The sequence below is a fragment of the Verminephrobacter eiseniae EF01-2 genome (assembly GCF_000015565.1).
Lineage (GTDB): Bacteria > Pseudomonadota > Gammaproteobacteria > Burkholderiales > Burkholderiaceae_C > Acidovorax > Acidovorax eiseniae.
The window spans coordinates 3,939,027-3,954,948 of sequence record NC_008786.1 but is presented as its reverse complement, the minus strand read 5'-3'; the positions used below and the strand labels follow the sequence as shown (position 1 = coordinate 3,954,948).

Here is a 15,922-nt window from a genome sequence, read left to right as displayed (position 1 = left end):
CGGCATGGGTTCAGGCGATCCGCTCTTCGGACTGCGCGTCGAAACAGACCAGCCGGCGCAGGTCGATCAGGAAGTGGGCGCTCTGGAGCGCATCGAGCCGGACATCGGGCTCCAGGCGCACGGTGAACTCCTGCCCGCCAAGATCGAGCAGCGCCAGCGTATCGGCGCCGGTGGGCTCGATCACTTCCACCTGCGCTTGAACGCAGGCTTGCAGCGGGCCTGGCACCGCATCCGGCCCGACCAGCGTGACCGCCTCGGGGCGGATGCCGGCAATGATGGGCCGGCCGATGTAGCCAGACAGCGCGGGCGTCGCCAGCGCCGGCGGCACGGCGATGGCTGCGGCCCCTTGCGCGCCTTGGCCGAGCACGATGGACAGCCCGGTGCCGCTGGCCTGCAAATGCCCTTGCAGCAGATTCATCCGGGGAGCGCCCATGAAACCGGCGACAAAGGCGTTCGCGGGCTGGTGGTAGACCTCGGCCGGGGTTCCCAACTGCTGGAGCCGCCCGCCCTTCATCACCGCAATCCGCGTGGCCAGCGTCATGGCTTCGATCTGGTCATGCGTCACATAGACGATGGTGGCTTTCAGCCGCTGGTGCAGTTTCTTGATTTCGGTGCGCATGCCCACGCGCAACTGGGCGTCGAGATTCGACAGCGGCTCGTCGAACAGATACAACTGCGGCTCGCGCGCCAAGGCCCGGCCGATGGCCACCCGCTGGCGCTGCCCGCCGGAGAGCTGGCGCGGCTTGCGCTCCAGAAGATGCTCGATCTGCAGCATCCGGGCAACCGATTGGACGCGCTCCTGGCGCTGCTCCCTGGCCACCTTGCGCATCCGCAGCGGGAATTCGATGTTCCTGGCGACCGTCATGTTCGGGTACAGCGCATAGGACTGGAACACCATCGAGATGTTGCGGTCCGCCGGGCCCAGATGGGTGATGTCGCGCTGGTCCAGTTTCAGGCTGCCGCCGCTCGGCTCTTCCAGACCGGCAATGATGTTCATCAAGGTGCTCTTGCCGCAGCCCGAAGGGCCGATCAGCACCAGGAATTCACCGTCCTGCAGAGCGATCGAGATGTCATGAAGAATCTTGACCGGGCCGAAACTCTTGTGGATTTGGATCAAATCGAGCGCTGCCATGGGACTGCCTTCAACCTTTTACCGACCCGGCCATCAGGCCGCGAACGAAGTATTTGCCGGACAGCAAATACACCAGCAGCGTAGGAGCCGCAGCAATGAACGCGCCGGCGAAGTGGACGTTGTATTCCTTCACCCCGGTGCTGCTGTTGACCAGGTTGTTCAGCGCCACGGTCAGCGGGTAGGAACTGAAATCGCTGAACGAGGCGCCAAAGAGGAACTCGTTCCAGATGTTGGTGAACTGCCAGATCACCGTCACCACGATGATGGGCGCGCTGTTGGGCAGCAAAATGCGGCCGAAAACACTGAAGAAGCCGGCGCCGTCCATGCGCGCCGAGCGCACCAGTTCCTGGGGAAAGGCGGCGTAGTAGTTGCGGAAAAACAGCGTGGTAAAGCCGATGCCGTAGACCACGTTGACAAAGATCAGGCCCCGGATCGTCCCGGCAAGGCCCAGCATGCCCAGGGTTTTGGCCATCGGGATCAGCACGATCTGGAACGGGATGAACACCGAAAACAGCATCGCCGCAAACAGCAGATGCGCCCAGCGCCAGCGAAACTGGGTCAGGATGTAGCCGTTGATCGCGCCGATCAGCGTCGACAGCAGCACGGCAGGCAGGACCAGCAGGAAGGAGTTGACGAAATAGGGCTTCAGTCCCGTAGGTTGCACGCCGATCTGCGCCTGGCTCCAGGCCGAAAGCCAAGGCGCAATGGTCCAGTGGACCGGCCATGCCAGCAGGTCGCCGTCACGGATTTCGTCCAGCGGCTTGAGGGAGTTGACCAGCATCACGTAGACCGGCAGCAAAAAAACCAGCGCCAGCAGCACCAGCGCCAGGTACAGGGCGATGCGGCCCGGGCCGGGCGCGCCAGCGCGTCGGGGCGCCAAAGCGCGATCAGCCATTTTTCACCTTCTTCATTTCGCTGTAGAGGTACGGCAGCACCACCACCGCAAGCGCCAGCAGCATCAGCACCGAACTGGCCGCACCCACCGCCATTTCGTTGCGCGTGTACGTGTACTGGTACATGAAAACCGATGGCAGCCAGGTCGAGCGCCCCGGGCCGCCATTGGTCAATGCGATCACCAGGTCGTAGGACTTGATCGCCATATGCGCCAGGATCACGAAGGACGACACAAAGACCGGGCCCAACTGCGGGACGATGATGTGCAGATAGATCTGCCAGATCCTGGCGCCGTCGACCCGGGCCGCATTGACCTGCTCGGTGTCCACCCCGCGCAGACCGGCCAGGAACATGGCCATCACGAACCCGGCGGTTTGCCATACCGCAGCGATCACCACGCAGTAGATGGCCATCTGGCTGTCCTTGATCCAGCCGAAGGCAAAGCTCTCCCAGCCCAACCCATGGATGGAGCGCTCCAGCCCGACACCGGGGTCGAGCAGCCATTTCCAGGCCGTGCCCGTGACGATGAAGGACAGCGCCATCGGGTACAGGAAGATCGAGCGCAGCACGCCTTCGCAGCGGATCTTCTGGTCGATCAAAAGCGCCAAACCCAGACCCAACAGCAAAGAAAAGCCCAGGTACAGCGTCGCGAAGACGCCCAGGTTGGCAACCGCCACCCACCAGTTCTCCAGACCCGCCAAGCGCCGGTAGTTGGCCATGCCGACCAGTTCATTGCTCGGCATCATCGTCGAGTTCGTGAACGACAAATAGCAGGTGAACATCATGTAGCCGTAGACGCAGACCAGCACCAGCAAGGCGCTCGGACTGATCAACAGTTTGGGCAGCAGGCCGGCTTTCATCGCGATTTCTCCATGACCCGGTTTCTCATGACACGGTGCGCCGCCCGCGCCGCCCCGTGGAGGGGCCGGCGCCGCAGGTGGCCAAGGGGGTGTGGGTCAATGGTCAATCCTTGGCCGCCGCAGCCATTTCTGCGACCGCCTTCTTGTTGTCGATCTGGCCATTGAAGTGCCGCGTGATGACGTCATAAAAGGCGTTCTTGATCGACGCCGGCACCGCATAGCCATGGCCCATGGAGCCGAGCAGTTGGTTTTTGCTGCTCGCCTCGGCCAGGTCCTTCATGCCCTTTTTGCCGCAGGCATCGAAAGCGGTGTCGGGCACATCGGTGCGGGCCGGAACGGAGCCCTTGACGACGTTGAACGTCGACTGGAATGCCGGTTCCATGATGGCGCTGGCCAGCAAGGACTGGGCCGCGACCTTGTCGGCGCCGACCTTGAACATTGCAAACTGATCGGCGTTGAAGGTCACGCTCCCCTGCGTGCCGGGGGTGCGAAAGCACAGGAAATCCTTGCCGGGCAGTTTCTTGGCGGTGATGAATTCGCCCTTGGCCCAGTCGCCCATCAACTGAAAACCGGCCTTGCCGCTGATCACCATGCCGGAGGCCACATTCCAGTCACGGCCGGAAAAGTCCTTGTCGACCAGTTTGCGCAGTTGCGCCATGCGCTCGAAGACCTTCTCGGTGGTCGGCGAATTCAGCGCCTTGCCGTCGAGTTCGATCAAGGCCCGGCGATAGTAGTCGGCGCCACCGGTGGACAGCGCCACGCCGTCGAATACCGTGGCTTCCTGCCAGGGCTGGCCCCCGTGAGCGATGGCGATGAAGCCGGCTTTTTGCACCTGCTGCGCGGCGGCGATGAAGTCATCCCAAGTCCAGTGGCCGGGGTCGCTGGTGACGCCGGCCTTGGCCAGCACCTCCTTGTTCGCCCAGACCCAGTTGGTCGAGTGTATGTTCACGGGCACCGCAATCCACTTGCCGTTGAACTTCGAGAACTTTTGCAGCGCAGGCGGCACCACCTTGTCCCAGCCCTGTTTGGTGGCCAGTTCGTTGAGGTCGCTCAGAACCCCTTGCCGGCCCCAGTCGAGCAGGTCGAAGCCCATCATTTGCACGGCGGTGGGCGGGTTGCCGGCGGTCACGCGCGCGCGCACCACGGTCATCGCCGCCTCCCCGCCGCCGCCGGCCACCGGCATGTCGTTCCACTTGACGCCTTGCTTTTCCAGGTTGCCCTTGAGAACGTTCAGCGCGGCGGCTTCGCCGCCGGCGGTCCACCAGTGCAGCACCTCGACGCTTTGCTGCGCGGCCGCAGGCAGCGCGCAGGCGGCGGTGATGGCCAGTCCCAGAATGTGTTTTTTCATCAGAATCTCCTCAGTCGAAGGGTTGCAGGGCGGGGCAGGGGAAAGAAATCAGGCCGGGGGCAAATACCAGTCGGTGCGCGCACCAAGATGCAGGTGCACGGTCTTGGTTTCGGTGTAGTCCTCGGCGGCAAACCGTCCCAGTTCGCGGCCGATGCCGCTTTCGCGGTAGCCCCCGAAGGGGAGTTCCGCATGGCCTTCGAGAAAGGTGTTGACCCACACCGTGCCGGCCTCGATGCGGCGCGCCGCCGTGATGCAGGTATTGATGTCCTGGCTCCAGACGGCGGCCGACAGGCCGTACAGCGTGGAGTTGGCCAAGTCGACGGCCTCGTCGAGCGTGCCAAAGCGCAGCATCGACAGCACCGGGCCAAACACCTCTTGCCGGGCAATCGCCATGTCGCGGGTCACGCCGGTGAGCACCGTCGGTTCCATGTACAGGCCCGGGCGGTCCAGGCGCGCGCCGCCCAGCGCCACCGTCGCGCCCGCCTGGCGGGCGCCTTCGACATGCGCGAGGATGGTGTGCAGTTGCCGCTCCGTCGTGATGGCGCCGACCTGGGTGCGCTCGTCGAACGGGTCGCCAACCCGCACCTGCCGGGAGCGCGCGATGACCGCCTCCGCGAACTTGTCGGCCACGGCATCCTGCACTAGGATGCGGCTGCCGCTGTTGCAGCATTGGCCGGCATTGAAGAAGATGCCGTAGACCGCCGCATCGACCGCAGCCTCCCAATCGCAGTCGGCAAAGACGATCTGCGGGTTCTTGCCGCCGAGCTCCAGCGCGACCTTCTTGAGCGTGGCCGCAGACCGGGCAACGGCTTGCTTGCCGACGGCCGTCGAGCCGGTGAACGAGAGCATGTCGACATCCGGATGGCTGACCATCGCCTCGCCCACCACGGCGCCCTGGCCGACCAGGATATTCACCACGCCGGCCGGAATGCCGGCTTCGAGCAGGATCTCGCCCAGCATCACCGTGGTGCCGGAGGTCACCTCGGCAGGCTTGACCACGGCGGTGCAACCCGCGGCCAGCGCAAACGGCAGTTTCTGGCTGACGATCAGGAACGGGAAGTTCCAGGGGGTGATGATGCCCACCACGCCGATCGGCTCGCGCAGCACCAGCGCCAATGTCGCCGCGCCCAGCGTGTTGTAGCTGTCGCCGTGCAGGTTGCGGGCCAGGCTGGCCGCGTACTGCCACAGGTCTGCGGCGCCCTCGATCTCGGCCAGCGATTGGGCCAGCGGCTTGCCATTTTCCAGCGACTCCATGCGGGCCAGCGCATGCCTGCGCGCCAGGATGCCGTCGGCCACATGGCGCAAAATGCGCGCCCGTTCTGCCCCCTTGAGCAGCGGCCACGGGCCTTTGTCGAAAGCCTGCCGGGCGGCGCCGATGGCGCGCTGTGCGTCCGGCACGCCGGCCTCGGCATAGACCGCCACCAGTTGGCCGTGCGCCGGCGATCGGCGCTCGAGCCGGCGCGCGTCGGCGGCATCGCACCACTGGCCATCGATGAGCAGCCGGCCCTGGTAGGGCGGTGGATTCGTTTGCGGGTTCATCGCAGTACGCGGGTCGTATGGGGGGGTCATGGAATCAGTGGCCGCTGGTCAGCGGCCGGTGTAGTGCGGCGGGCGCTTGTCCCGAAAGCTGGACACACCCTCTTTCGCATCGTCGGTGAAAGCGGCCAATGCGCCGGCCATGGCCTCCATGCAAGCGGCGGCATCTTCATCTGCCGCCGCGTTGATCAGCTGCTTGGCCAGTTGCAGCGACACCGGCGCTTGTTCGCACATCTGCTGCGCCAACTGCTGCGCACGCTCCAGGGCGGCCCCTTTCGCTGCCGTCGTCGTCACCTCATGCAGCAAGCCGCAGCGCAGGGCGCCAGCGCTGTCCAGACGCTGCCCGCTCAAAGCCAGGTATTTGGCCGCGCTCGGCCCGATCAGGCGCACCAGGCGTTGCGTGCCCGACCAGCCAGGGCAGGTGGCGATGCGGGCCTCGGGCAGGGCGAATTGGGCAGCCTGGTCGGCAATCCGCAGGTCGCAGGCGATGGCCAATTCCAATCCGCCACCGAAGGCGTGCCCGTTCAGGGCGGCAATCACCGGCTGGCGCAGACGCGCCCACTGGTCGAACACCTGATGACCGCGGCGCACCCAGCGGCGCCACATGTCCAGGGGCTGGAGTGCGGCCCAGGCATGGATGTCGGCGCCGGCGCAAAACGCCCGCTCGCCGGCACCGGTGAGGATCACGACGCGCACATCGCGCTCGGCCTCCAGCCGGCGGGCCGCGTTCTCGAGCGCGTCGAGCATCACCGGCGTCAGCGTGTTGAGCTTGTCGGGACGGTTCAGGGTGACGGTTGCCAGCGCACCGTCGATGGCGGTCTGCACCCATTCATCGGCCACGGCGCACCCCGGCAGGTTTGAGCACCAGTCCCATCGGCGGGGGCTGAAAAATGGCCGCAGCCATCGGCCGCAAGTCGTCGGCAACCCGCAGGGGCGTCTCGGCCTGGTCGAGGACATCTTTTTGCAAGTCGATGCCGGGAGCGATTTCGGTGACCACCAGCGCCCCCTGCTGCAAAACCATGACGCAGCGCTCCGTGACATAGCTGACCTGCTGCTGGCGCTGCTGCCCCACCAAACCGCTGAAACTGATGTGCTCGGCGCTGTGGACGAACTTTTTGGTCTTGCCTTCTTGCAGGATGCTCAGTTTGCCGTCGCCGACTTCGAGCCGGGCGCCGGCAGTGAAAAAGCCGCAAAAGACAATCCGCCGGGCATGGGCGGTGATGTCGACGAAACCACCACAGCCGGCCGTCAGATACGGTTTGGCACCCAGCTTGGAGACATTCACACTGCCATTGGCGTCCACTTGCAGGAACGACAGCAGCGCCACATCGAAGCCGCCACCCTGGAAGTAGGTGAACTGCTGGGGCGATGCCACGATGGCGTCGGCGTTCGCTGCGCAGCCGAAGGCAAAGCCGAGCAGCGGCATCCCGCCGACGGCGCCCTGCTCGATGACCCAGGTCACGGCGCCGTGCAAGCCTTCTTCCAGCAGGATGCGCGGCACGTTGGCCGCAATGCCAAAGCCGAGGTTGACCGCGTTGCCAGCGCCCAATTCCATCGCCGCGCGCCGCGCGATGACCTTCTCGGCCCCCCAGGGCTGCGGCGCAAATTGCGCCAGCGGTTGAAAAATCTCGCCGCTGATCGCCGGGTCGTAGGGCGTCTGGGTGGTCTGCATCTGCTGCGGGTCCAGCACCAGATGGTCCACCAGTTGGCAGGGCACACGCACATCGTGCGGACGCAGCGTGCCATTCAAGACCTGGCGCTTGACCTGGGCAATCACGATGCCGCCGTTGTTGCGCGCGGCCAGCGCCTGCTCCAGCGCGCCCAGAAGGGCGCCTTCATGCTCGTAGGTCAGGTTGCCGCGCTCGTCGGCCGTGGTGGCGCGGATGATGGCCACGTCGGGAACGACGGCAGGAAAGTACAGCCAGTCGCGGCCATCGAAATGCTCTTTGCGCACCACTGGCCGGGCGGCGGCGCTGGCGTTCATCGCGCAGCCTTGCTGCGCGGGGTCGACGAAGGTGCCCAGGCCCACCTGCGTCAAGACGCCAGGGCGCTTGGCCGCCGCATCCCGGTGCATGTCGAACAAGATGCCGCTGGGGATGTTGTAGGCCTGAACCTGATCGTCCACGATCATGCGCCAGATCGCCGGCATCGGCAGGGACGACGGGCCACTGGGGTAAGAGCCCGCCAGAATGCGCTTGAGCAGGCCGGGCTTGGCAAGGTGGTCGATCCCCTCGATGCCATACATATCGCCAGCGGCAATCGGGTTGAGGGTCGTCAGACCCCGGGGCGAACCTTCGCTGTCGAAGCGCGCGCCGATGGCCTGCAGGACTTTGTCGGGGCAGCCCAGGCCACTGGACGCGCTGATGCTGAGCACATCGCCGTCACGGATGAGAGCGGCAGCCTGTGCTGGCGTAATGAGTTTGTTCACGTTGCGCAGTCTCGCGATTCAATCTGCCAAATAACCAAATCAACCCAACCACCCGGGGGCGCCAGGGAGGTCAAGGAATGCCAAGGAATGCCACGGGCAGGTCACGGGGCGATGGCGATGCGTTGCCCGGTCTTGCAGGACTGCAACACGGCCAGCGCCGCCGCCAGGGAACGGACACCATCTGCGCCGCTGGCTGCGGGCTGGCCTTGCCCGCGCAGCGCGGCACAAAACGCGGCGACGCCGCGCACATACAGGTTCTCGTGCTCGACGACCAGCGGGGTTTCGCCGTCGGCATTGCGCAGCACCAGTTCGCCCACCGGGCGCTGCGTCATCACATTGCGGCCGATGATCGAGCCGGTCGCGCCATGGATTTCGATGCCGGTCCCGGCATGTTTGACGGTGAAGGCATCATGAATTTGCGCCAGCACACCGTTGTCGAAACGCAAAACGGCCATCACCCCGTCTTCCAGGCCATGCCTGGCCAGCGACGCTGATTGCGCCAGGCCGACCGCATCGACAGGCTCGGCACCGAGCACGAAGCGCAAGGTGTCCACGTCGTGCACGGTGATGTCCAGAATCACCCCGCCGCCGGCCTCGGGCCTGTCCAGGCGCCAGCCCTGCAGATGCTCGGGCAGGTAGACCGCGTGGAACACGCGGGCGAACAAGGGCTTGCCAATGGCCCCTTGGGCCACCAGTTCCCGAATTTTGCGATGCGTTGCCGCGTTGCGCAGGTGGTGGTTGGTCGCCATCACCACGCCTGCGCCAGCGCAGGCCGCCACCATCTCGCGCGCATCAGCGAGCGTGAGCGCCAACGGCTTTTCGCACAGCACATGCTTGCCGGCGGCGGCGGCGGCAAGCACCTGCGCCTTGTGCAACTCATTGGTGGTGCTGATGTAGACGGCCTGAACCGCCGGGTTCTGCAACAACTCGTCCAGCGACCCGCAAGCCGACGCGATGGCGTTCTTCTCGGCATATTCCCGGCCGCGCCGGGCGTTGCTGCTCATCACGGCGACGACATCGTGGCCGGCTTGGGCGCGGATGGCTCCGAGCATATGTTCAGCGGCAATGGTGCTGGCCCCTATCAGCCCCCAGCCAATGGCCGGGCGGGGAGGGTTGGATGGTGGGTTGGACGGGGGCATGTGCTACCTTGTTGGAACGATCTAACGGCATCGCAAGCATTCATTGGAACGTTCCCATAGGCCGCCGTCAACAGCAAAATCCGAAAACCAGGGTAAACACCGATATGACACCGGCGCGACGGGCGGGCAGGCCGGTCATCCGGACTGCCTGAGCACCAGGGTCGGCTCTTGAATGAAGCGCTGCACCTTCAGGCCGGGTTCCTTGATACGGGCCAGCAGCAGCACTGCCGCTTCGGCCCCCATCTGCTCGGGTTTGATATCGACCGTGCTCAGCGGCGGGTTGGAATGGATCGTGTCCAGGATGTTGTCAAACCCGATGAGATCGAAGTCGACACCGGCGCGCAGGCCGGCGTCCCCCAATGCCGAAAGCGCGCCGAAGGCGGTCAGGTCGTTGTAACAAACGGCTGCTTTGACGCTCTTGCGGGCTTTGAGCAAGCGCACCATTGCGGCGTGCCCGCCCTCGCGCGTGGGCTGCGATGTCACGATCAAGTCCGGGTGGAACCTGATGCGGTGCGCAGTGAACGTCTCTTTGTAACCGTCCAGGCGCTGTTGCAGCACCGGCCCCGTGATTCCGCCCAGAAAGGCAATCCGTCTGTGCCCTTTGCCGATCAGGTGGTCCATGGCCTGGCGAACGCCCAGGCTGTTGTCGGCGCCGGCGAAGTCGTAGCTCGCGCCCCCTCCCAGCGTGCGCACCATCACCACCAGCGGGACGCCCCAGGACTTGACGCTCCGGGGCAGCGAGATCGGCGTTCCGAGCGCCGGACAGATGGCAATGCCGGCAATGCCTTGCTCCCTCAGGATGGTCAGCACCCGTTGCTGTCTTTCGAGGTCTTCATTGGTATGCGCCATGAAGACGGTGTAGCCGGCTTCGGCAAGCCGGCGCTCGAGTCCCACCAGAACTTCGGCAAAGAAGGGGTTGCGCAGGTCGCTGATGACAACCCCGATGGCGTTGGACGACTGCCGTCTGAGCTCTGCTGCGCGCCGGTTGTAGACATAGCCGATTTTGGCCGCCGCCTTGCGCACCCGGTCCGATGTCTCCGTCGGAATCAGGTCGCTGCCGCGCAATACCAGCGATACCGTTGACTTGGAGACATTGGCGACCGACGCGACGTCGAGAATGGTTGCGGCCCGAAAGCCTGGCGTTTTCTTGCTCATGGCCTGGGAGTGATTTCCTGCCTGGATGTGCCGGTTTTATGGCCGGTTTCGTTGGACCGTTCCAACAGTCTAGCCGGAGTCTAGCCGGGCTTGAACGTATTGAACACAGACATCACCCATGGTTCCAGATATGTTACACAAGGTCACGACCATTTTCGTGCGGTGACAGATTCCTTCTGGCCGGCCTGCTGGCCAGTGTCGCGTCACCGATCCTGTCTGTCTGCGCGGGCCATCGAAGCGCATCGCGGTGTTGCAGCGCTTGCCAATACGTTCGGTATTGGCAAGCGATGCGCCTTGCGCTGCGCTCCGGTGGCGGCGCGCAGCCTGCGACATCTGGCCGATGACGCGGCTCTAGTGGTAAACCACTATCGCTATTTTGGTAAGCCGTTTGATAATTGGTCTATCCAATTTTCAGCCATGGCACTCCAACTGATCCACCCACAGGCCGGCCAAGCCCTCGACAACGAGGATCGGCTCAACGACAGGTCGTACCTGCGCCTGGCAAGCAACATCCATCAATTGGTCAGACAGGGGGAATTTCTGCCTGGCCAGCGTTTGCCCTCCGAGCGCGCTCTGGCCGATCGGTTCGGCGTCAGCCGCACTGCGGTGCGGGAGGCCATCATTGCGCTGGAGCTCCAGGGCGTTGTCGAGGTGCGTGGCGGCTCGGGCATTTATGTGTGCCAGACGCAAGACGGCAGCGCGCGCCTGCCGGCGGCCCGGGAGGCCGGGCCGGGCCCGTTTGAACTGCTGCGCGCCCGCTGCCTGATCGAGTCCGAGATCGCGGCCGTGGCCGCCGTCTCGCGCAAGGATGCGGACCTCGACCGCATGTTTGCCGCGCTCAAGACCATGCGCGAGCAGATGCACGACAAGGCCGCCAACGAGGACGCGGATGTGCAGTTCCATCTGCACATCGCCGAGGCCTCGGGCAACAGTGTGCTGCGCCGCACCGTGCAGAGCCTGCGCGAGCAGGAGCGCGGCCCGCTGTGGACCCAGATCGAACAGCATTTCCACTCGCCCGGGCTGCGGCAAAAGTCGCAAGAGGATCACCAGCAGATCTTCGCGGCCATCGTCGCCGCCCAGGCCGATGCCGCCCGGCTCGCGATGCGTTCGCATCTGGAGCGGGTGATTTGCGAATTCGCCCAGAGCTGGCATTGAACGGGCGTCCAACCGGCACTCAAGCGGCGCAGGCAGCGCATCCGAAACCTCTGCAATAAATGTCACCAGGAGATATGAACGTGAAAAAAACCTTGCCCCGATGGGGCCGATCAGACCCATCGAACAGCTTGGGCCGTGCCAGCGCCGCACTGCCTGCCCGTGCCGCCGTTGCCCGCCGCGCGGGCAGGGCCGTGGGTCTCGTGGGTCTGGGCGCGCTGGCGGCCGCTTTGCTCGGCGGCGGCATTTCTGCCTTGGCCCAGACCCCGCCGGCGCCTGGCGTCAGTGCCCGCGTCGACGCGATCCGCAAGGCCGGCGTGCTGCGCGTGGGCGTGGTCAACAACCCGCCCTGGCTGGCGCAAAACACCAGCGGCGCAGGCGAGCCGTGGTCGGGGCCGTCCTGGACCCTGGGCAAGGAATTCGCCCGACTGCTGGGCGTGCAGATTCAGCCCGTCGTCGTGAGCCACGAGACCAAGGTGCCGGCGCTGGTGGCCAACCAGATGGACATCATGATCGGCCCCCTGAACGAGACCGCCGCGCGCGCCAAGGTCATCGATTTCGTCATCTTCTCGAACACCGGCGTGTGCCTGTTCGGCCGTGCCGACAACCCGCGCTTCACCGGCGTGCAAACCCTGGAGGACTTCAACCGGCCCGAGCTCACCATCGCCTATTTCTCGGGCGCGGGTGAAGAGCCCCTGGTGCGCCAGCACTTTGCCAAGGCGAAGTTGCGCGGCGTGGCCAATTCGGGCTCGGTGGCGCCGATCGAGGAGGTGCTGGCGGGCCGCTCGGACATGGCCCCGATCAACCGCATGCTCTGGCCCAGCATCAGCAAAAAACTCAAGGGCCTGGCCGTCTTCCCCAAGGAAAACGATTGCCAGGACAGCAAGATCTTCCAGATCGACACCGGCATGGGGGTGGCCAAGGAGCAGCCGGCCTACCTGGAGTGGCTGCGCGCCGTGGCCCGGCGCATGCAACCGGCCCTGACGGACGAAGAGCGCCGCGCCACGCAAAACCTGAAGTGACCCGGAGCACAGCATGCGCAACTGCGAAATCCATGGCGCGCGCGATCTGCGCATCGCCGACCGGCCTGCCGAGCCGTTGGCCGCGCACCAGGTGCGCGTGGGGGTCAAGGCGGTCGGTATCTGCGGCTCCGACCTGCACTACTACCAGCATGGCCGGGTCGGCGACTTTGTCATCCGCGCGCCGCTGACCCCGGGGCACGAGGCTTCCGGCCAGGTGCTGGAACTGGGCGCGCAGGTGCAGGGCCTGCAACCGGGCCAGCGGGTGGCGCTCAATCCATCGCGCAGTTGCGGTGTCTGCCGTTTCTGCCGCGCCGGCGCGGCCAACCATTGCGAAAACGTCCACTTCTTCGGCAGCGCCAGCAAATGGCCGCATATGCAGGGTGCGATGCGCGAGCAGGTGGTGCTCGATGCCGCGCAGTGCATTGCCGTGCCCGACGCGCTCTCCTACGAGGTCGCGGCTTTTGGCGAGCCGCTGGCGGTGGCGCTGCACGCGGTCAGGCAAGCCGGCTCGTTGCTGGGCAAGAGCGTGATGGTGGTCGGGGCCGGCCCGATCGGCGCTCTGGTGCTGATGGCCGCGCGCCTGGCCGGTGCCAGCGCGCTGATCGCGGCCGATATCGTCGACCAGCCCCTGGCTGTCTGCGCCCGGGTGGGGGCGACGATGAGCATCAACCTGAGCCGCGACGCTGCCGCGTTGCAGGCGCTGACCCAGGGCCGGGGCCAGGTCGATGTCTGTTTCGAGGTCTCGGGCAGCCATGCCGCATTGGCCAACTGCATCCGCGCGACACGCCCGTGCGGCACCGTGGTGCAGGTAGGCTCGCTCGGCGGCAGCAGCGAGGGCTGCCCATTCAACCAGATCATGGTCAAGAGCCTGCACTACATCGGCAGTTTCCGCTTTGTCGACGAGTACGCCTGGGCGGTGGATTACCTCAGCCGCGGCCTGCTCGATGTCGCGCCATTGCTGACGCAGGCGCTGCCGGTGGAGCGGGTGCACGAAGCCTTTGCGCTGGCGGCCGACCGGCACCAGGCCATGAAGGTCATGGTCACGTTCTGAACGCGGCCGTTTTGTCAATCCCTCACGCTGGCGGCCCACCATGGACCTGGATTTTTCTCCCATTGCCGAGAACTGGCGCTTTTTTGCGACGGGCCTGGGCGTCACGGTCGTGCTCAGTGTGATCAGCGCGGTCAGCAGCATCCTGGCCGGCCTGGTGATCACGCTGCTCAGGCTCTACGGCCCGCGGTGGCTGCGGCCGCTGCTGGTGTTCTACATCGACAGCATGCGCGCCATCCCGGTGCTGGTGGTGCTGGTGTGGATTTACTTTGCTTTTCCGATTCTCGTGGGCCTGAACTTTGCGCCGTTCTGGGCGGCGCTGGTGGCGCTGACGCTGCATATCGCCGCCTATGCCGCCGAGGTGATCCGCGCCGGCATCGAGTCCATCCGGCCGGGCCAGACCCGGGCCGCATTGGCGCTGGGCATGTCGCGCGCGCAGATCTTGCGCAAGGTGCTGCTGCCGCAGGCCACGATCCGCATGTTGCCGGCCTTTGGCTCGATCCTGACGATGGCGATCAAGGACACGGCCATCGCCTCCGTGATCGCGGTGCCGGAACTGATGCACAAGGCGGAGACCGTGGCCGGCCAGAGCTACCGCCCGGTGGAGGTGTCCAGTGCCGTGATGCTGGCGTATTTCCTGATCCTGTTTCCGGTCACCCGTGGCGTCGACCGGTTGTACCAGCGCCTGGCGCATCTGGGCCGCTCCTGAGGCCGCGCTGAGCACAGATGAGCCGAGCCGAGATGAGAGGAGGCAGAGCATGACATTCGACTGGTCCGTGATCTGGACACACCGGCAGGCCCTGCTCGAAGGCGCTGCGCTGACCATCGCCCTGACCGTGCTGACCATGCTGCTGGCCGTTCCCGGCGGCATCGTGCTGGCGCTGATGCGCCTGTCGGCGAACCGGCTGCTGCAGCGGATGTCGCTGTGTTTCGTCGAGTTCTTCCGCAACCTGCCGCTGATCCTGGTGATCTACTGGGCGTTCTACGTGATGCCCATGGCCACCGGCCTGCAAATGTCGCCGCTGGCGACCGCCTTGGTGGCGCTGGTGCTGAACATCTCGGCCTACAACGCCGAGACCTTCCGCGCCGGCATCAACTCGATCCGCAAGGGGCAGTTGGAGGCCGCGCTGGCCATGGGTATGTCGCGTCACCAGGCGCTGCGCAAGGTCGTGATCCCGCAGGCGACGCGGCGCATCCTGCCGGTGATTGCCAGCACCTGGGTCGCGCTGTTCAAGGACACCTCGCTGGTCTCGGTCATCGCCGTCGGTGAACTGGCCTACAGCGCCATGCAGATCCGCGCCCAGACCTTTCGCGTGCTGGAACTGCTCACCGCGATGGCGGCCATCTACTGGCTGATGGGCTACCCCCAGGCGAAACTGGTCGACTGGATCCATCGCCACTACGGAGTCAAGGAATGAACCACCAAAGCGCACGCAAGAATGCCGACCAGGCGGCGGTGCTGGTCTACGACAACCTGCGCAAGCTCTACGGCGACTTCGTCGCACTCGACGGCGTATCGCTGCAAGTCAACAAGGGCGAGGTGATGTGCCTGATCGGCCCCTCGGGTTCGGGCAAGTCCACCCTGCTGCGCTGCACCAATGCGCTGGAGACCATAGACGGCGGTTGCGTGCTGCTCGATGGCCAACCCCTGCCGAGCGACGAGCGCCGGATGCGCAAAGTGCGCCAGCGCATGGGCATGGTGTTCCAGAGCTTCGAGCTATTTCCGCATCGGTCGGCGCTGGACAACGTGGCCATGGGCCCGGTCACCGTGCTCGGCATGCCGCAGCAGCAGGCCCGGCAGCGCGCGCGGCGCCTGCTCGACAAGGTGGGCCTGGCCGACAAGGCCGACAGCTTTCCGGCCAACCTGTCGGGCGGCCAGCAGCAGCGCGTGGCGATTGCGCGCGCGCTGGCCATGGAGCCCGAGGTGATGCTGTTCGACGAGCCGACCTCCGCGCTCGACCCCGAGACGGTGGGCGAAGTCCTCGGCGTCATGCAGCAGCTTGCCCACGAGGGCATGACCATGATCGTCGTGACCCACGAGATGGGTTTTGCGCGCCGGGTTGCCGACTGGGTGGTGGTGTTCGAGTCCGGCGCCATCATCGAGCAGGGGCCGCCCGGCCAGATCTTCGATCACCCCACGGTGGAGCGCACCCGCGATTTTCTCGGCCACCTCGGCTGGAATGGTTGAATGCCGCGCCGTGTTTCCTT

At 65.5% G+C, this 15,922-nt stretch carries 15 protein-coding genes; 6 read left to right on the top strand and 9 right to left on the bottom strand.

Features of this window, described 5'->3' with window-relative positions; genetic code table 11:
- Positions 1-10: 10 nt before the first annotated feature.
- The 9 genes from VEIS_RS17330 to VEIS_RS17290 form a co-directional block, all read right to left on the bottom strand.
- Positions 11-1,132: an ABC transporter ATP-binding protein gene (locus VEIS_RS17330; protein ID WP_011811285.1), complete on the bottom strand. Its 1,122-nt coding sequence runs from the start codon at positions 1,130-1,132 to the stop codon at positions 11-13.
- Positions 1,133-1,142: 10 nt separating this feature from the next.
- The gene (locus tag VEIS_RS17325; RefSeq protein ID WP_011811284.1) at positions 1,143-2,027 is read right to left on the bottom strand and encodes a carbohydrate ABC transporter permease; all 885 of its coding nucleotides are present in this window, start codon (positions 2,025-2,027) and stop codon (positions 1,143-1,145) included.
- Positions 2,020-2,886 (bottom strand): carbohydrate ABC transporter permease, encoded by an 867-nt coding sequence (locus VEIS_RS17320; protein ID WP_011811283.1) that lies wholly within the window; start codon positions 2,884-2,886, stop codon positions 2,020-2,022. The genes VEIS_RS17325 and VEIS_RS17320 overlap by 8 nt, the downstream gene beginning before the upstream one ends.
- A gap of 103 nt (positions 2,887-2,989) precedes the next feature.
- Complete coding sequence (locus tag VEIS_RS17315; RefSeq protein ID WP_011811282.1) at positions 2,990-4,234, bottom strand: ABC transporter substrate-binding protein; 1,245 nt, start codon at positions 4,232-4,234, stop codon at positions 2,990-2,992.
- Between the two features lie 48 nt (positions 4,235-4,282).
- Positions 4,283-5,773, bottom strand: a complete 1,491-nt coding sequence (locus tag VEIS_RS17310) for an aldehyde dehydrogenase family protein (RefSeq protein ID WP_041950131.1) — start codon at positions 5,771-5,773, stop codon at positions 4,283-4,285.
- Positions 5,774-5,821: 48 nt separating this feature from the next.
- On the bottom strand, positions 5,822-6,610 hold the full coding sequence (locus tag VEIS_RS17305; protein WP_011811280.1) for an enoyl-CoA hydratase/isomerase family protein: 789 nt from the start codon (positions 6,608-6,610) through the stop codon (positions 5,822-5,824).
- Positions 6,600-8,198, bottom strand: a complete 1,599-nt coding sequence (locus VEIS_RS17300; protein WP_011811279.1) for an acyl CoA:acetate/3-ketoacid CoA transferase — start codon at positions 8,196-8,198, stop codon at positions 6,600-6,602. Before VEIS_RS17300 ends, VEIS_RS17305 begins: the two co-directional genes overlap by 11 nt.
- 101 nt (positions 8,199-8,299) lie before the next feature.
- A complete protein-coding gene (locus VEIS_RS17295; RefSeq protein WP_011811278.1) occupies positions 8,300-9,337 on the bottom strand; it encodes a Gfo/Idh/MocA family protein in 1,038 nt (345 codons plus the stop codon).
- A 135-nt stretch (positions 9,338-9,472) separates the two neighbouring features.
- A complete protein-coding gene (locus VEIS_RS17290; protein WP_011811277.1) occupies positions 9,473-10,492 on the bottom strand; it encodes a LacI family DNA-binding transcriptional regulator in 1,020 nt (339 codons plus the stop codon).
- Between the two features lie 417 nt (positions 10,493-10,909).
- On the opposite strand from VEIS_RS17290, the gene VEIS_RS17285 reads away from it, so the two are divergent.
- The 6 genes from VEIS_RS17285 (at position 10,910) to VEIS_RS17260 (ending at position 15,902) form a co-directional block, all read left to right on the top strand.
- Positions 10,910-11,647, top strand: a complete 738-nt coding sequence (locus tag VEIS_RS17285) for a FadR/GntR family transcriptional regulator (RefSeq protein ID WP_011811276.1) — start codon at positions 10,910-10,912, stop codon at positions 11,645-11,647.
- A 191-nt stretch (positions 11,648-11,838) separates the two neighbouring features.
- Positions 11,839-12,666 (top strand): substrate-binding periplasmic protein, encoded by an 828-nt coding sequence (locus VEIS_RS17280; protein ID WP_041950979.1) that lies wholly within the window; start codon positions 11,839-11,841, stop codon positions 12,664-12,666.
- A 13-nt stretch (positions 12,667-12,679) separates the two neighbouring features.
- Positions 12,680-13,717 carry an L-idonate 5-dehydrogenase gene (locus tag VEIS_RS17275; protein ID WP_011811274.1) on the top strand — a complete coding sequence of 346 codons (1,038 nt, stop codon included), beginning with the start codon at positions 12,680-12,682 and terminating at the stop codon, positions 13,715-13,717.
- 40 nt (positions 13,718-13,757) lie between these two features.
- Entirely contained in the window at positions 13,758-14,423 is a 666-nt protein-coding gene (locus VEIS_RS17270) for an amino acid ABC transporter permease (RefSeq protein ID WP_011811273.1), read from the top strand.
- A 49-nt stretch (positions 14,424-14,472) separates the two neighbouring features.
- Complete coding sequence (locus VEIS_RS17265; protein WP_011811272.1) at positions 14,473-15,132, top strand: amino acid ABC transporter permease; 660 nt, start codon at positions 14,473-14,475, stop codon at positions 15,130-15,132.
- The gene (locus tag VEIS_RS17260) at positions 15,129-15,902 is read left to right on the top strand and encodes an amino acid ABC transporter ATP-binding protein (RefSeq protein WP_011811271.1); all 774 of its coding nucleotides are present in this window, start codon (positions 15,129-15,131) and stop codon (positions 15,900-15,902) included. Before VEIS_RS17265 ends, VEIS_RS17260 begins: the two co-directional genes overlap by 4 nt.
- Positions 15,903-15,922: the final 20 nt, after the last annotated feature.